This is a genomic window from Alkalicoccus urumqiensis (assembly GCF_002993335.1).
GTDB classification, from domain to species: Bacteria; Bacillota; Bacilli; order Bacillales; family Salisediminibacteriaceae; genus Alkalicoccus; species Alkalicoccus urumqiensis.
This window is the reverse complement of sequence record NZ_PVNS01000001.1, coordinates 35,691-52,479: the sequence shown is the minus strand read 5'-3', so window position 1 is coordinate 52,479 and position 16,789 is coordinate 35,691. Positions and strand designations below refer to the sequence as shown.

At 52.3% G+C, this 16,789-nt stretch carries 15 protein-coding genes; 10 read left to right on the top strand and 5 right to left on the bottom strand.

Translation table 11 applies throughout. The annotated features are described in order from the left end of the window. Window positions 1–15: 15 nt before the first annotated feature. Window positions 16–954 carry an AEC family transporter gene (locus C6I21_RS00185; RefSeq protein ID WP_105957407.1) on the bottom strand — a complete coding sequence of 313 codons (939 nt, stop codon included), beginning with the start codon at window positions 952–954 and terminating at the stop codon, window positions 16–18. 101 nt (window positions 955–1,055) lie between these two features. Between C6I21_RS00185 and C6I21_RS00180 the strand changes: the two genes are divergently transcribed. Further along, entirely contained in the window at window positions 1,056–1,799 is a 744-nt protein-coding gene (locus C6I21_RS00180) for a sulfite exporter TauE/SafE family protein (protein WP_105957406.1), read from the top strand. Here the strand turns inward: C6I21_RS00180 and C6I21_RS00175 are convergent. Next, window positions 1,785–2,609 carry a carbon-nitrogen family hydrolase gene (locus C6I21_RS00175; protein WP_105957405.1) on the bottom strand — a complete coding sequence of 275 codons (825 nt, stop codon included), beginning with the start codon at window positions 2,607–2,609 and terminating at the stop codon, window positions 1,785–1,787. The genes C6I21_RS00180 and C6I21_RS00175 overlap by 15 nt on opposite strands. 115 nt (window positions 2,610–2,724) lie before the next feature. Here C6I21_RS00175 and C6I21_RS00170 point away from each other — a divergent pair, with 115 nt between their 5' ends. Beyond that, window positions 2,725–4,179: a DASH family cryptochrome gene (locus tag C6I21_RS00170; RefSeq protein WP_105957404.1), complete on the top strand. Its 1,455-nt coding sequence runs from the start codon at window positions 2,725–2,727 to the stop codon at window positions 4,177–4,179. A 691-nt stretch (window positions 4,180–4,870) separates the two neighbouring features. Here the strand turns inward: C6I21_RS00170 and C6I21_RS00165 are convergent. The 3 genes from C6I21_RS00165 to C6I21_RS00155 form a co-directional block, all read right to left on the bottom strand. Continuing rightward, window positions 4,871–5,539: a YqjF family protein gene (locus tag C6I21_RS00165; RefSeq protein ID WP_105957403.1), complete on the bottom strand. Its 669-nt coding sequence runs from the start codon at window positions 5,537–5,539 to the stop codon at window positions 4,871–4,873. Then, entirely contained in the window at window positions 5,536–5,946 is a 411-nt protein-coding gene (locus tag C6I21_RS00160) for a potassium channel family protein (RefSeq protein WP_105957402.1), read from the bottom strand. Before C6I21_RS00160 ends, C6I21_RS00165 begins: the two co-directional genes overlap by 4 nt. A 109-nt stretch (window positions 5,947–6,055) precedes the next feature. Beyond that, on the bottom strand, window positions 6,056–6,391 hold the full coding sequence (locus C6I21_RS00155; RefSeq protein ID WP_105957401.1) for a metal-sulfur cluster assembly factor: 336 nt from the start codon (window positions 6,389–6,391) through the stop codon (window positions 6,056–6,058). Between the two features lie 213 nt (window positions 6,392–6,604). Here C6I21_RS00155 and C6I21_RS00150 point away from each other — a divergent pair, with 213 nt between their 5' ends. From C6I21_RS00150 to C6I21_RS00110, 8 genes are all read left to right on the top strand, one after another. Beyond that, complete coding sequence (locus C6I21_RS00150; protein WP_245411495.1) at window positions 6,605–7,834, top strand: Fe(3+) ABC transporter substrate-binding protein; 1,230 nt, start codon at window positions 6,605–6,607, stop codon at window positions 7,832–7,834. A gap of 808 nt (window positions 7,835–8,642) precedes the next feature. After that, window positions 8,643–10,283 (top strand): ABC transporter permease, encoded by a 1,641-nt coding sequence (locus tag C6I21_RS00140; RefSeq protein ID WP_105957399.1) that lies wholly within the window; start codon window positions 8,643–8,645, stop codon window positions 10,281–10,283. Then, window positions 10,284–11,009 (top strand): ABC transporter ATP-binding protein, encoded by a 726-nt coding sequence (locus tag C6I21_RS00135; RefSeq protein WP_105957398.1) that lies wholly within the window; start codon window positions 10,284–10,286, stop codon window positions 11,007–11,009. A 466-nt stretch (window positions 11,010–11,475) separates the two neighbouring features. Then, complete coding sequence (locus tag C6I21_RS00130) at window positions 11,476–11,958, top strand: MgtC/SapB family protein (protein ID WP_105957397.1); 483 nt, start codon at window positions 11,476–11,478, stop codon at window positions 11,956–11,958. 74 nt (window positions 11,959–12,032) lie between these two features. After that, window positions 12,033–13,256 (top strand): ROK family transcriptional regulator, encoded by a 1,224-nt coding sequence (locus C6I21_RS00125; RefSeq protein ID WP_105957396.1) that lies wholly within the window; start codon window positions 12,033–12,035, stop codon window positions 13,254–13,256. A 202-nt stretch (window positions 13,257–13,458) separates the two neighbouring features. Then, window positions 13,459–14,850, top strand: a complete 1,392-nt coding sequence (locus C6I21_RS00120; RefSeq protein ID WP_105957395.1) for an extracellular solute-binding protein — start codon at window positions 13,459–13,461, stop codon at window positions 14,848–14,850. Between the two features lie 180 nt (window positions 14,851–15,030). Next, window positions 15,031–15,921, top strand: a complete 891-nt coding sequence (locus tag C6I21_RS00115) for a carbohydrate ABC transporter permease (RefSeq protein ID WP_105957394.1) — start codon at window positions 15,031–15,033, stop codon at window positions 15,919–15,921. 23 nt (window positions 15,922–15,944) lie between these two features. Then, complete coding sequence (locus C6I21_RS00110; RefSeq protein ID WP_181185999.1) at window positions 15,945–16,787, top strand: carbohydrate ABC transporter permease; 843 nt, start codon at window positions 15,945–15,947, stop codon at window positions 16,785–16,787. Window positions 16,788–16,789 lie beyond the last annotated feature (2 nt).

Below are 16,789 nucleotides of genomic sequence, written 5' to 3'. Positions count from 1 at the left end.
CCCTTTCTTTTTTTCTCAACCGAGGTAAACCGCACCGGCCCAGGCAAGAAGCGGGATGGTGGCCAGAGACAGCACCGTGGAGAAAGCAATCGTGAGTACAGCCGTATCTTCATCTTCCGTATAGCGGGAGAACAGAATGGCAGCAAGCATAAACGTCGGCATGCCCGACAGCAGAAGCAGCAAGTGCTGTGTCGACACGGCAAGCGGTGTAAACGGCAGTACAGCGAGCATGATGCCCGGGATGAGCAGCAGCTTCACGGAAAGCGGAAACCAGAGTTCTTTGTACACGGTGAAGCCTGTACGTGCAAACAGCTGCTGAAGAAGGATGCCGATATAGAGCATCGCAAGCGGCGCAGCGAGCCCTGCCAGCAGTTCTACAAGCTGGCGGAGAACCACCGGCGGTTCCAGGTTCAGCCCGGCGGATGTCAGCCCGACAATCACGGCGATGAGCGGAGCGTTCACGAGCGTTTTCAGCTGGCGTAAATGAAAGCCCCGTCCGGGCTGCAGCATGTATAACACGACAGTGAAAATAAAAAAGTCGAGTCCGGCATCAAAAATGGCCGCAAGCAGTCCGCCGACTGGTCCGAAAACAGCCGCGGCCAGCGGAATCCCGATAAAACCGGTATTGCCGAGAGCTGCGAGAATCGTAAGCTGTTTGCCGCGGGTGGTCGTAAACCCTGCTGCTCTGGCAAGGAGAAGGGCTCCAAGCAGCGCACAGCCGTGGAAAATAAGCGATGCGATAATAATCAGGCCGATTTCCGACAGCAGCTCATCGGAAAATGACGTATTGAAGACGCCGTTCAGGATAACCGACGGTACAGCAATATGTAAGACGATCTGGATCATGAGATGTTTTGCTTCCGGGGTGATAGTTGTCCACCGGCTGAGTCCGGCGCCGAAAAGCGTGATAATTCCCATGACCGCAATGGCGGTGGCAACCGCGCCTGCCTCCATGCAGAAGCCTCCTTTCAGAAAAAAGCGGAAGTTTATGGAAGCGTCCGCTTTCGTAAGCTATACTAAACAATATACATACATAGTAGAAAGCTGGTTTTAGTATGATCATGGAATTACTGTTCGTGCTTGCCGTTTTACTGGCAGGCAGTTTTATTCAAGGCGTCAGTGGATTCGGGTTCGGGCTGATTGCAATGAGCTTTCTGCCGCTCTTGTTCACGATTAAAGACAGTACGCTGCTCGTCATGTCGCTCTCCCTCGTCGTTGCTGCAAGCATCTTTATGCAGCTGTGGAAGCACGTGCAGTGGAAACCGCTCGTGCCGATGCTGATCGCTGCGTTTTTTGCCCGGATCGGGGCGTATTTCGTGCTGAGCCGCTATGGGGAGCTGGAGGTGATGCAGGTGTATCTCGGTCTGTTTCTTCTCTGTGTGGTCATCTATTTGTTTTTCATCGCGGATAAAGCGTCGCATATTCAGTCGACGTCCCGGTGGATTCCTGTGCTGCTCGGGCTGGGCGGCGGATTTATCGGCGGTGTATTCGCCGTCGGCGGCCCGTTTTTTGTCGTCTACCTCCTGCTTGTTTTCCGGGATAACAAATATGCCTACAGCGCCGGACTGCAGATGACGTTTCTCATGACCAACGGCATGACGGTTCTGCTGCACGGAAGCACCGGGGATATTTCCACGGACTTTTTCGTCTATTTTGCAGCCGGTATTTTTGCCGTCCTGCTTGGAACAAGACTCGGTGTATACTGCTTCCGTTTTTTATCCCCGGTGAACATGCGGCGGATTGCCGGCACCGTCGTATTCCTGGCAGCGGTCAATCTGCTCGTATCAAGCTTTATCTGACGAATCTTCCGTGCCGAGCCGGTACAGATCAGGGCGCCGGTCTTCCATGACAGTCATGCCGTGACGGATGTCTTTCGTATCACCGGTTTCAAACGACGCGTAAAGGATCTCCTCGCGGGTGCCGCCTTCCGCGAGGACATTTCCAATCGGATCAATGACAAGCGAGCGGCCGCCGAACGTGTTGTTCGGGTCGCTTCCGACACGGTTGCAGGCGACGACAAACGCCTGATTTTCGATGGCGCGGGCGATCAGCAGGGCGCGCCACTGCTCGATCCGCTGCTCCGGCCATTCCGCCACGACGTAGAAAATGTCCGGCGTATAGGCGGGGTGGAGCATATGCGTTTTCATCCATTCCGGAAAGCGGATGTCGTAGCAGATGAATCCGGCTGCATAGCCGTGCTCCAGCTTAAACAGCCCGCCCTCATGCCCTTCGACGAGATGTTTCTCCTCCTCCATCAGACGAAAGAGATGCGCTTTGCTGTATTCTTTCACGAAGGCTCCGTGCCGGTTGAAGACGAGCAGCGTATTCGTCGTTTCCCCGCTGGTCGTTTTCGGCACCGATCCTGCGACGAGATTCACGCGCAGCTTCCGTGCCAGTTCGGAAAGAAACGTCACCGCAGCGGATGCCTCTTCATCCGGGCTGGAGGCGATATAGTTAAAATCGTATCCCGTCGTCCACATTTCCGGAAGTACGACGACGTCCGCACCAGCTTCTACAGCTTCTTCTGTCCGCTTCTCCACGACCTCTTTGTTTTTTTCCGGATCGCCGAAAGCGACGTCCATTTGAATCAATGCAGTTTTCAGTAACATATCCATTCCTCCTTCTCAAAAATCAGAACGTATCTCCTTCCAGTATACAGGATGAGTGTTTTTTATGGCGAGTCCCGGGGAATAGAGGGTTAAACAATGGAGGAGGGATGCGGCGATGGAACTGATCTGGCTCCGGAAAGACCTGCGTATACACGATCATGCACCCCTTCAGGCTGCGCTCGCCTCGGGAGATCCTGCCGCGGCTGCGTTTGTCTTCGACCGCCGTCAGGAAGAGCGGACCGAGGCCGGATTTATCCGCATGGATGAAAAACGCGAGCGCTTCCTTGTCGAAGGGCTTCTGGAAATGCATCAGCAGGCCGGACGTATCGGAGTTCCGCTTCTTTTATCCTCCGGTGATCCGGTCCAGGAAATAAGAACATGGTGTCAGGAATATCCGGTGAAACACATCCGGGCCTACCGGCTGTCCGGCACGGAAGAAACCGACGATGAGAAGGCCGTGCAGCAGCTGGCGGAAGAAATGGGCGTGCAGGTGACTTGGTACGAAGGTGAGACGCTTCTTTATTCAGAAGATCTGCCGTTTTCCAGTCTGCCGAAAAGCTTTACGGGTTTCCGGAAGAAAGTGGAGCAGGCCGACCTGCAGCCCGCTCCGGAAGCGGAATTTCCGCAGGAACAGGCGCCGATGTTTCTTGAAGAGCACGCAGATTCTGGAGAGGAACTGATGCGCCGGTACCGTGATAACCGGTCCGAAACGCTCGTGCGCGGCGGCGAGGTGGAAGCGCTCCGCAGACTGCGTCAGTACTTATTTGAATCAAGAGACGTCCTCGAATACAAAGAGCGCCGGAACGGCATGCTCGTTTTCAATGACAGCTCGAAGCTCTCCCCCTGGCTCGCCCAGGGGTCGCTTTCGCCGCGGAGGCTGTACCGGGAGCTGAAGCGGTTTGAGGAGGAAGTGGAGGCGAATGAATCGACCTACTGGCTCTGGTTTGAGCTGCTGTGGCGGGACTACTTCCATTTCCTTCTGAAGGAGCACGGCTCCCGTCTGTTCGCGGCTTCCGGAATCCAGTCTCTTCCCGTCGAATGGAGCCGGGAAGCAGAGCTGTTTCACGTCTGGTGCGACGGGGAAACGGGCTATCCGCTTGTGGATGCGGCAATGAAAGAGCTTCAGGCGACCGGCTATATGTCCAACCGGGCCCGTCAGAATACAGCGAGCTTTTTAACGAAAAATCTCGGCATTGACTGGCGGTGGGGAGCTGCCTGGTTTGAGAGCCACCTGATTGATTACGATCCGGCAAGCAATTATGGAAACTGGCAGTACGTCGCTGGTATCGGCACCGATATGCGGGAATTCCGCGCCTTTCACGTCGTCAAACAGGGAAAGCGCTATGATGCGAAAGGAAACTTTGTGCGCCGCTGGCTGCCGGCACTGCAGTTCGTTCCGGATAAGTACATTTATGAGCCGTATTTGATGAGCGAATCTGAGCGTGGCGAAGCGGCGCTTGAACTTGGAAGCGATTATCCATACCCGGTCGTTCCGCTGGAAGAATCCCTAGATAAACAGAAAACGGTATTTGAAGCGGCACGGAAACAGAAAAAAGGAGCAATCTCCTGAATTGGAGGCTGCTCCTTGTTCAGAGTACAAGAAAGTATAAAATTCGAAGCCTCTTCCGAGCAGGGATGCCAAGGGTTTTGGCATTTCAAAGCGTTGTTACATTAACTATTTGCTTCTGTTGGTAGAGATTCTCCGCTACCCGGCAGAAGCTTGCCGTGGGCTTGTCTTCAGCTATTTCTCATGGCCTGCGCCCTGAGAAAGGATCTTCAGACTGCGCTTAAATCCCACCGGCGTCCCTGCCGAACGCTTCGAAGCGTAGTAAAATAGAGATGAAATACAGAGGCTCCGTAGCAGGAACGAAATGTATAAGGCACTAATGCCCCTTACTACGCAACTGGAAGGCAGCAATTTCTATACAGAAAGGGCCGCTCCTATCAAGCGTTTCTTTTCTAGCTGCCGAAACCGGAGGCCGTCGACTCCGGGAGGATCCGAACGAGGCGAAAATCCATGCCGCATCAAGCGGCTGAAAGCGCGAGCGGAGCCGGCCTATGGTTTGAGCCGCAGGACAGCGGTTTTCTGTCATGCGGCGCGGCCGCGCGAAGCCGTGCTTCTTATAAATAAAAGGAAGCAAGCTATAGCAGTTTGATTTCCCTCCGGAACGCATACGGATGCAGGTGCAGGCAGGAAGCGGGAACCTATTCAACAAACCTCTCTTATCTTTTAAAACCAGGCGGTTTCTGCCTAGTTTATTTCACGTACGGAAAGGCCGGATGGACTTCGCGGTGACGGAGGCTGCACGTCCGTAAAAATCCGGCATCCGCCCGGCTGCCGGATAGGCATCGAGCATCGAATTATGACGGAGCGACACCGATGCTTCCTGCAGATGCCACGGCGCATGAGAAATATCCCCGGCCCACCAGCGGCGGAAGCCGAACGTGTAAAACCGGTATCGTTCGACGGCCCAGTGCGCAAACGACGTTTTATCCGGGAGGAAAACCGGGGAGCAAGGTGCATAGACGGCATCCATTTTTTCCAGACGGCGCGAAGCCTGAAAGTGGACCGGGCCGTCCGTGGAAACGTTGAACGACGCTTTCCGGTACGGCAGCTGGAACAGCGTGTTGGCTGCGATATTGGCGAGCGGATGGGAGGCATCGAGCGAAAAGAAGTAGATGCCCCGGCCCGAAGGTGTTTTCACATACGTCCGTACGTTCAGCTCCGGAAAGCGGAGCTTCGTCAGCCGGGGAAGCGATGTGAGTGCAATCCCGGTCATAAAAAACGGGATCAGGCCGATATACGCCCGTCCGTTATAAAGATCCAGTTCCACACCCGGCGGCAGCTGTCTCCGGAGCCATTCCGCATCTGCTTCCCAGTGCATAAACAACACATGCTCCCACGTCATCGTTAAAAGCGGCCGTTTCATTCCTCGTTCTCCTGCTGCTTCTGACCGAGAGCTGTCAGAAAAAAGGCGCTTGGAATGAGAAGCCCAAGCCCCGCCTGAATGAGGGCAAAGAAGCGGACTGCGCCGACAGGAACAAAATCACCGTACCCGACCGAAAGCATCGTCACGCCGCTGAAATAAAGTGCCTCCATAAAGCTGACGTTCACGATGATATCCGTCGGGTCGTTCACTTTTAACACCGGCCCGCCAAGCGACATACCCCAGTAAAGAAGCGCAAAGCCGAACGTTACTGCCGTCAGCAGAAAGAACATATGTAAGAAAAGACCGGTGTGGAGACTGCTTTCCCGGAAACGCTTATAGCGGATGTAATAGATCAGGTTGGCGGCGATGACCGCCACGCCGGCTCCCGTTAGAATGAGGTGCAGCATTTCATCTCCTCCTTTCGTCTTTCTATACCCGGCTGTTTTCGATATGAAGCAGACAGACAGAAAAAAGCCGCTCCGGTATTGTCCGGAACGGCTTCATGCATCCTGCTGTTTAGTTGTCTGCGACGCCGAGTGCGAGCTTTGCGTAACGGGACATCCGTGATTTTTCCCAAGGCGGGTTCCAGACGATGTCTACTTCAACATCTTTAATTTCGCCGATTTCCTGAAGCTCCGAAAGGGAATTTTTCACGTCATTTACGATGGTTCCGGCAAGCGGGCATCCCATGGCAGTGAGCGTCATTTCCACGGTCACATTGTTTTCGTGATCCAGATGAATTTCATAGACGAGCCCGAGATTGACGATATCCACGCCGAGTTCCGGGTCAATCACTTTCTGCTCCAGTTCAGCAAGGACGCGTTCTTTCAGTTCCTGTTGTTCATTACTCATCTTACCGACACCTCCTCTACATGCTATCTTACTAAATATTGGGCGTGACGAAAAGGAGGATGCTCATTCAAGAGAAGGTATACAGAAAAAAATACAATTAAAAGACAAAAAACTGCTTGACTTGAGAATGATTTTCAATGAGAATAGGACATGGGAAAGTGATAATGAGATTTATTCTCAACTACATATTTTATCTTTGGAGGGAATTACATCATGAAAAAACGTTCATCAATGGTAACAGCACTTATTCCAGCGGTATCGCTGTTTGCACTGGCTGCCTGCGGCGGCGACAACGCAGAAGAAACCAATGCGGGAAATAACGCCGCAGAGACGGAAAACACAGCAGAAACGAACGAAGAGCCGGAAGAGGAAGAAGCACCTGAAGAGAATGAAGCTGAAAATACAGAAGAAAACAATATGGGAAATGAAGAAGAAAATGCGGATGCTGAGAATGAAAACGGCAGTGAAGAAGCCGATGCAGATGGAGAAGGCGGAGAAGTAAACCTTTATACGAGCCGTCACTATGACACGGACGAAGCACTGTACGAGCAGTTTACCGAAGAGACGGGAATCGAAGTCAACGTCGTTTCCGGAGATGCCGATGAGCTGATCCAGCGCCTGGAGCGTGAAGGAGAAGCAACGGAAGGGGACGTTTTCATCACCGCTGATGCCGGACGCCTGCACCGTGCTAAAGAAGCAGGAGTCCTTCAGTCTGTCGACTCGGAAGTTCTCAATGAGAACATTCCGGAAAACTACCGTGATGCGGACAGCGAATGGTTCGGTCTGACAAAGCGTGCCCGTGTCCTGATTTACGATCCGGAGCGCGTCGATGAGTCGGAGCTTTCCACCTATGATGCACTGACAGAAGAAGAGTGGGCGGACCGCGTGCTTATCCGTTCTTCCGAAAACATCTACAACCAGTCGCTTATGGCTTCCTTCATCGAGCTGAAGGGCGAAGAAGAAGCACGTAACTGGGCAGAAGGTATCGTCAACAACATGGCGCGTGACCCGCAGGGCGGCGACCGTGACCAGGCGTTTGGTGTCGCAGCCGGTGAAGGCGACGTTGCTATTATGAACTCCTACTACTTCGGCCAGATGCTCAATTCTTCCGAGCAGGAGGAAGTAGATGCAGCAGAAAGCCTGGAAGTGTTCTTCCCGGATCAGGACGGTGACGGCACGCACGTGAATGTCAGCGGTGCCGGTGTCACAGCCAACGGACCGAACAATGAAGAAGCCATTGAGTTTGTTGAATTCCTTTCCAGCGAAGAAGCACAGGGTGACTTCTCTGAAGCGAACTATGAGTACCCGGTCAACCCTAACGTAGAACCATCCGAGCTTTTGCAGTCCTGGGGTGACTTTGAGGAGCAGGACATTGACCTGACCATCCTCGGCGAAAACAACGCACAGGCGCTGATGCTCATGAACGAGGTCGGCTGGCAGTAAATGAATCAAAACAACGCTCCTCTTTTCCGGAAGCATCCGGAAGAGAGGAGTTTTTTTCCTGCAGTTCAGGAAAGCATAGAATTCGAAGCCTCTTCCAAGCCGGCTGCACTGCGCTTCCGGTGGAACGTCTGCAGGCAGAAGGGCAGCGGGGTTGGCTGCCGGTGGAGCCGTACGCCTTCCGGAGAAAAGCCGGGCTGCTTCAGCTGGTCATCCTTTTACGAAAAGAAGCACAGCTCCGCGCGGCCGCGCCGCATGACAGAAGACCGCTGTTCTGTGCCTTAAACCAAAGGCCGGCTCCGCTCCCGAACGGTGAGCGGTCCGGAAGCAGAGGGCCGCCGGGTGGTGGCGGCCGGTCGTCCTGGTCGTCATATGGAACCGGAAGACCGCGGGCGGAGAGGCGCCCGCCTCTGCTTTCAACCTCCTGCCGCAGCATGGAGAAGCTGGACTTTACTGGTACGCTGCTGGATTATTGGGCGGAGAAGTTGGAATATAGACGGGGGAAGTTAGACTATGGCAGGGAAGTGAGAATGCGCCGCCGAGTTGTGAGACTGGAAGGGGCAGTTGTTGGAGCGGAAGCGTCCGTTATAAGACAAATCTGTTCTGAAGTAAGACTCCGCCGCAGCTTCGGCTCCATGTTTCGCACATACGGCTGCAGCTGCTTCACCGACGCTCTGGAACAAAAACGTCGAAAAAAAACGACCTCAGCGGCTGAATTGTCAGAGATTTCCCGTGACAAGCGGAAAGTTCTCTGGCATACTTGTAGGTGATTATGATAAGCATTCTCAATTGTTAAAGGACAGGTTCCTCCATGACTTTTTTAAAACGACCTTCCCGGGCGGCAGTCGGCTGGGGGATTGGAGCTGTCGGCTTCGTTGTCCTGCTTCTCCTGCCGCTCAGCTTTCTTCTTATCCGGCTGTTTCAGCCCGCCAGTGAAAACTGGGCGCATATTCAGGAATATATGCTGCTCGGCTATACAGTGGATACACTGACACTGGCCTTTTTTACAGGTGTTTTCTCGATCGCCGTCGGTACGACGCTTGCCTGGCTCGTCTCTGCGTATGAATTTCCGTTCCGGAATACGCTGAAATGGGCACTCTTAATGCCGCTCGCTATTCCTCCCTATATCGGAGCTTATGCGTATCACGGCATGCTGAACTATACAGGAATCGTGCAGCGGACGTTTCGCAATACGTTCGACGTGGATGTCAATCAGCAATATTTCGACATCATGAACATGCCGGGCGCCGTATTTATCTTTACTATCTTTTTGTATCCGTACGTTTATGCGATTACCCGCGCGTTTTTTGCGCGGCAGGCAACGACGCTGATTGAAAACGCCCGGGTGCTCGGCAGCGGTCCGGTGCGGACGTTTTTCCGTATCGTGCTGCCGGTATCAAGAGCCGCAATCGTCGGTGGTGTGACGCTCGTGATGCTGGAAGTATTGAATGATTACGGTGTCGTCAGCTATTTCGGCATCCAGACGTTCAGCACCGCCATTTTCCAGACGTGGTATGCATTTGATGATCTCGATTCAGCGATCCGTCTGGCCGGCATTCTGATGGGGCTTGTCCTCACGTTCCTCCTTCTGGAGAAAGTGCTCCGGGGAAGAAGGCAGTACAGCTACAGCACCGCTAAAGTGTCTCCGCTTACGCCGCAGGTGCTGAAGGGATGGAAAAAATGGACGGCGCTTGGGTTTACCGGGACCGTTTTTCTGCTCGGATTTATTCTGCCGATTCTGCAGCTTCTGTACTGGGGCGTGCTCACTTATGAAGCCATTTTCTCAGCGCAGTTTCTGGCACTCATACGAAATTCCACGCTTGCAGCCGGCATCAGTGCGACACTCGTCGTCATTTTTGCGGTGATTATTGCGAATTTCACCCGCGTCTCACCGGGGTGGTTCTCTACGATAACAGCGCGCTTTACAGTACTCGGCTACTCGATTCCAGGTGCAGTCATAGCCGTCGGTGTCATCAGCCTGTTCATCTTTACAGATGAGCAGCTGCAGCCGGTTTATGAAGCGTCCGGCGCATCAACAGCACTTGTATTAAGCACAAGCTTGATCATGCTCGTCTTTGCCTATGTGATCCGGTTTATGGCGGTCGGCTACAATTCGATCGAATCCGGTTTTGAGAAAATCGGCCGGCGCTACTCCGAGGCATCACGTACGCTCGGCATGAGCTGGACTCAGACGTTTTTGAAAGTTGATCTGCCGATGATGCGGGCAGCGATTTTCAGCGGATTTATCCTCGTCTTTGTCGATATTTTAAAGGAACTGCCGCTCACGTTGATTCTCCGGCCGTTTAACTTTGAAACACTTGCGTCCACGGCGTACCGGTACGCCAGTGATGAGCGCATTCAGGAAACAGCAGTGCCGTCTCTCTTCATCATTCTTGTCAGCGGCATTGCGATGTATGTCTTTCATATTCTCATCGAAAAGGAGCCGAATTAAATGCACGTGCAGATTTCCGATCTTGAATTTTCCTATGGACGTTCGTCAGAAGCAGTAGTGCAGGATTTCCAGCTTCATATGCAGGAAGGGGAGATCGTTTCGATCCTCGGCGAAAGCGGAAGCGGCAAAAGTACGATTCTCCGCTTGATTGCAGGTTTGGAGCACCCGTCGAAAGGCCGCGTGCTGGTCGGCGGAGATACGTATGTCGATCAGACGAAAGGGTACGGGCTGCCGGTCGAAAAACGGGGGCTCGGCATGGTGTTTCAGGACTATGCACTGTTTCCTCATATGACAGTGGAAGCAAATATTCTCTACGGACTGAAGAAATGGAAACGGGCCGACCGCTATGCCCGCCTGCAGGAAATGCTCGATCTCGTCAATATGCTGGATTATAAAAAGCGCTATCCGCACGAACTGAGCGGCGGACAGCAGCAGCGGATCGCTCTTGCACGTGCGCTTGCTCCAAAGCCGTCGCTGCTTCTGCTCGACGAGCCGTTCAGTAACCTCGATGCGCATCTGCAGCAGCGCATCCGTGATGAGCTCCGCGAGACGATCAAGCATACCGGTACGACAACGATCTTTGTCACACACGATCAGGAGGACGCGCGCGTCCTGGCTGACCGTGTTGTACTTGTGGAAGAGGGAACGGTTCAGAACATTGGACGCCCGTGCGACCTGCTGAAAGAATCGCTGCGTCAGCGGGATACGGAAACGGTGCGTGCGTAATAAGGGTACGTTTATAAAGAAAGAGCTGTCTGCGGTCGGAAACTGACTGCAGGCAGCTTTTTTGTAGTGTGCCTAAAAATTGCTCTGAAATATGGAGGTTCGTTTTCCTTAGAGGGAAGCTGCTGAATGCAGTGGACGTTTTTCTGAGGAAGCGGACCTTTTGCAGGAGATACGGACGTTTTGTATGGAGAAGTGGTACATTTTTGAAGAAGTGGACGTCCGTCCCTGAGTTACGGACGCCGCACCTACACTTACTGACGTGCAGAGGGGAGTTGTGATACATTGTCTGGTTAGAAGTGAACGTTTTTCGACCGCTGTGCAGTTTCCCTTTTCAAACGCTCCCAACCTGGGGGGAGCATCAACGCTCTGCTGCCTGTATACCGTCTGCACGGGGAAATTACAGGAGATGGAGAAGCTTACTGCGCAAGGAAATGTGGTAAAGAAACAGAGAAGGGGGAGTGAGAGTATGACGGCGTTTTTGAGCGGTGTGGAGTACACCACGTCCTACTGGGAAATGCTCATTCAAATTGCGGCAAGTGCCGTTATCGGTTTTTTGATCGGGTGGGACCGGTATTCAAAAAGCAAGCCGGCAGGAATAAAAACGTACATGTATGTCTGTGCTTCCTGCTGCCTGATTACACTTGTGTCGATACACAGTGTTACACATTTTGCAGAGACATCCGACAATATTATGATGGATCCGATGCGTCTGGCGGCACAGATTGTATCCGGGCTCGGTTTCTTAGGCGCGGGAGTCATATTGAAAGATGGTTTCAGCGTCACCGGGCTGACTTCGGCAGCGATGATCTTCTTTGTCGGCGGGGTCGGCATCGGCATCGCAGCCGGGTTTTATATACTTACTGTTACAGCGGTCATTGCGACGATCATTCTGGCGCGTGTCGGTAATTTTATTGAAGATAAAATGGACGAAAACGAAAAGTCTTCGTAAATTACTTTTAAAAAGTCCGGTTTCATGCCTATAATGGTACCATGTATACGTTCTCATAATTGGAGGAGAGGCACATGGTATCAAACATGACCGGCAGTTTTCAGCTGATGAAATCACTTAACCGCTCCCTCGTTCTGAATATAATCCGGACGGAGGGGGCTATTTCCCGTACCGAAACCGCGAAAAAAGCGGGGCTCACACCACCGACCGTATCGACGATCGTGTCCGAGCTTTTGGAAGAAGGACTTATCCGCGAAGGGCAGACGGGTGTATCCAGCGGAGGACGGAAGCCGATTCTGCTGTCGATTAACCATAACAGCCGCTACGTCATCGGCGTCGATGTCGGTACAGAAGAAGTCCGGGCGGCGCTGACCAACCTGAATGCCGATGTACTGGCTGTAAAGAAAAAGCAGCTCGTACCCGGAATGAATGAAGAAGAATTTCTCTCGATTGTCATCGGACTAGTTCAGTCGATGCTGGAAGAAAAAGCGGCAGACGGAGCGCATGTGATCGGCATCGGTGTCGGTATGCACGGAATTGTCGACCACACCAAAGGGGAGAGCATCTACGCCCCGCACTTCGGTTTTCAAAATATGCCGATTAAAGTGCCGCTGGAAGAAGCATTTCAGCTGCCCGTCCATGTGGAAAATGACGTCCGCTCGATGGCGCTTGCTGAATTGTGGTTCGGCGGCGGCAGGAACTCAGAGGATCTCCTCGTCATCAATGTCGGTCACGGCATCGGTGCCGGCTGCATCGTCAACGGCCGTATTTACCGGGGGAGGCATCACATTGCCGGTGAAATCGGTCATATGATCGTCGATTTAAACGGAAGACAGTGCACGTGCGGCGGCTACGGCTGTCTTCATACGGTGGCAAGCGGCATACGAATTCGTGAACGCGTTATTCAGGAGATCACGCTTGGAAGAAAAACGGCAGTGCTGGATGAAGTGGACGGAGAGAAAGAACGTATCGACGGTGAAACGGTTCACCGCGCTGCGATGAAAGGCGATTATTATGCGCAGGAGGTACTTGCGGAGGTCGGCCGTTTTCTTGGAGTCGGCATTACGAACCTGATTCACGCACTGAACCCGGACAAAATCATTATCGGCGGCGGTGTGTCGAAAGCGGGAGACTACATTTTTAAACCACTTCAAAAAGTAGTGGGAACAAGAGCGGTAACGGATGCGGCAAAAAAGACCGAAATTGAACTTTCCAAACTTGGGGACACGGCTGCAATCCGAGGCGCAGCAACGCTTGTGCTGTCTGAGTTATATGATTACCAAAAGCAGGAAAGATAAATTTTCAGAAAAAGGCTTTTCAAATGTAAGCGTTTGTGATAAATTAAAGCCAAGTTAATAATTTAAATTAAAAAAGTTAGATCAGAACTTCACAAACTTCTGGAGACGAGCGATTGACCGACTGAGCTGGGGAGCAGGTTGGACAGCCGCTTTTCTAAATACCGCGCCTGAAAGCGCATTCAAATCAAAGGGGGATTTACTCATGAAAGCTTGGAAAACAATGGTTGCTGGTGCAATGTCGGTGTCGGTTTTGGCTGCCTGCGGCGGTGGAGATGATGGAAACGAAGCTGCTTCAGGAAACAACAACGGCGGAAACACGAATGAAACTGCTGAGAACAACAGCGGAAACAGCAATGAAGGAAACAGTGGGAACAACGGCGGTGGAGAAGGAGACGTTTCCGGTGATATTACGATCTGGGGCTGGAACGTAGCTGCCGCATCCATGGAGCTGGCTGTTGAAGGCTTTCAGGAGCAGTATCCGGACGTCAACGTCACTGTTGAAGATATCGGCCGCGAAGATGTGTACGACCGTCTGACTGTAGGACTTGCAGCAGGAGGCTCCGGGCTGCCGGACGTGACGCTTGTTGAAACAGACCGCCTCGACAACTATGCAGCAGAATTCCCGGACGGCTTTGTAAACCTGTCTGAACACGGATTTGATGAGCATGAAGATAAATTTGTTGATTCCAAAGTAGAAGCCATGAAAAACGACGACGGCGATTTCATTTATGCTCCGTGGGATATCGGTCCAGCCGCTGTCTTCTATCACGTACCGACATTTGAAGAAGCCGGCGTTGATCCGGAGTCGATTGAAACATGGGATGATTACATGGATGCAGGGGAAGAAATTCTCTCCGCAACCGATTCTCAGATGGTTCCGGTCGATATCGCAGCGGACGATGCACTGTTCCGGATGATGCTGAACCAGCAGGGTGCATACTACTTCGATGAAGAAGGAAACATTGACCTGACATCCGACGAAGCGGTTCAGGCAATGAGCGCGATTCAGGAAATGGAAGACCGCGGACTGGTTCAGAACACAGACGGCTGGGACGGCACGGTAACAGCGACTGTCAACCAGACGGTAGCAACCGTTCCATTCGGTGTATGGTACTCCGGTACGATCATGGACCAGGCTCCGGACCAGTCCGGTGACTGGGGTGTCTTCAAACTTCCAGCCTTTGAAGAAGGCGGCAACCGAAATGCCAACCTCGGGGGATCAGACCTTGCGGCACTTAGCAGCAGTGACAATCCTGAGGCGGCCGTGGCGTTCGTTGAGTACTTCACGACTGACGAAGAAGCACAGGTAGCGGCACTCGATGAGTACGGGATCTTCCCATCTCTGACAGAGGCATATGAGAATGAATTCTTTGCAGAAGAAGACGAATTTTTCAACAACCAGCCGATCTGGGAAATGTTCGCAGAAATTTCCGAAGGAATCCCGGCTGCAAACTACACGAGTGACTACGCACGGGCCTTCCGCTACTCTTCCGACGCCCAGGCAGATGCTCTGCTTCAGGATACGGATGTAGCAGAAGCACTGCAGACTGCCGCGGAGCAGCTGGCGAATGAAACAGGACGCGAAATCAACTAAGGTATCGGAGGAAGCGTGCCGGAAGTGAGACCCTTCCGGCACGACTCCCCAGAAATGGTGAAAAAGAAAGCACGGCTTTCTTTTTTGCCACCTTTTTTACGCGAAAGTAACTTAAACAATTTAATTAAGTTAGTCTCGGGTGAAAAAAGAAGCTTGGTTCACAGGGAGAGGAGATTTAGAATGGCGACAACGACGAAGAAAAAACGACGCTGGCTGACGCCGAAAACAGCCCCGTACTTATTTATTGCTCCGGCCGTACTGCTCTTTATCATATTTACGGTATATCCGGTTATATCATCACTGCTTCTCAGCTTTCAAACGTCAAGCGGCGGTGAATCAGAATTTGTCTTCCTGGACAACTACATCCGCCTGTTTAATGATCCACTGTTCTACAAAGCATTAAGCAACACCTTTATTATCCTGATCGTGCAGGTTCCGGTCATGCTGATGCTTGCGGTGCTGCTTGCAGTATTAATGAACTCAGCACTGCTCCGGCTTCGTTCGTTTTTCCGGATCGCTTTCTTCATGCCGGCGATTACAGCACTTGTCGCCTATGCGATTGTGTTTATGATTATGCTTGATGAAAACTATGGACTTGTAAACTATGTTCTCTCCGTTGTCGGGATCGAGCCGGTATCGTGGCTGAATGACCCGCTGTGGGCAAAAGTGTCCCTGATGATTGCCGTCACGTGGCGCTGGACCGGTTATAACATGGTCATTCTGCTTGCCGGGCTGCAGAACATTTCCAATGATCTTTACGAGGCAGCAAGTATTGACGGTGCCGGAAAAGTCCGTCAGTTCTTCTCCATCACACTGCCGCAGCTGCGCCCGATCCTGTTATTTACATTCGTTCTGTCGACGATCGGTACGCTGCAGCTCTTTGATGAGCCGTTTATTTTAACCGACGGCGGTCCGAACAATGCGACATTGACGATTTCTCTGTTCCTCTATCAGAACGGCTTCCAGTTCTTTGATTTTAACTATGCATCCGCGATTGCTTATGTACTCGTTATTATCATTGCGATTCTGTCCTGGCTGCAGTTCCGTGTAGCAGGTGACCGGGATGAATAAGCAGCGAAGGGAAAGTGATACCCATGAATAAACAACAGAGCAAAGGGACTGTGATCCTGAAAAAAATCGGACTGTACGCGCTGCTTCTGGTCGGCGTTCTGTTATCCATGTTTCCGTTTTACTGGATGTTTATCGGGGCGACGAACCCTTCCGGTGAAATTTTCAGTATCCCGCCGAACTTGACTCCGGGGGATCATTTCATGGAAAACCTGCAGAATCTGAATGAATCAGTCGGTATCTGGCGCGTTATTTTCAACTCGGTGTTCATCACGCTGACGTTTACCATACTCAGTGTCATGATCTGTTCCGCTGCCGGCTATGCGTTTGCAAAATATAAATTTAAAGGACGGGACCCGATCTTCTTCATGCTTCTGCTTGCGATCATGATCCCGTACCACGTTACGCTCATTCCATTGTTCCAGCTAATGGCATCGCTTGACTGGCTGAACACGTACTACGCCGTCATCCTGCCGAACCTGGCGTACCCATTTGCCATTTTCCTGATGCGTCAGAATATGCGCTCCATACCGGATTCGCTTCTTGAAGCGTCCCGTGTCGATGGGGCCGGTGAATTCCGTATTTTCTTTACCGTCGTTCTGCCGACCATGCGTCCGGCCATTGCGGCAGTAGCTATCTTTCTGTTCATGTTCCAGTGGAACAACTTCCTCTGGCCGCTCGTTGTCCTCGGTGACAGCGACATGCATACGCTGCCGGTGGCACTTTCCAGCCTCGTCGGTATGTCCCGGATTGACTACGGACAGATTATGATGGGAACCACACTCTCCACACTGCCGATTATGATTTTCTTCTTAATCCTGCAGAAACAGTTTATATCCGGGATTCTCGGAGGATCCGTCAAAGAATAGGA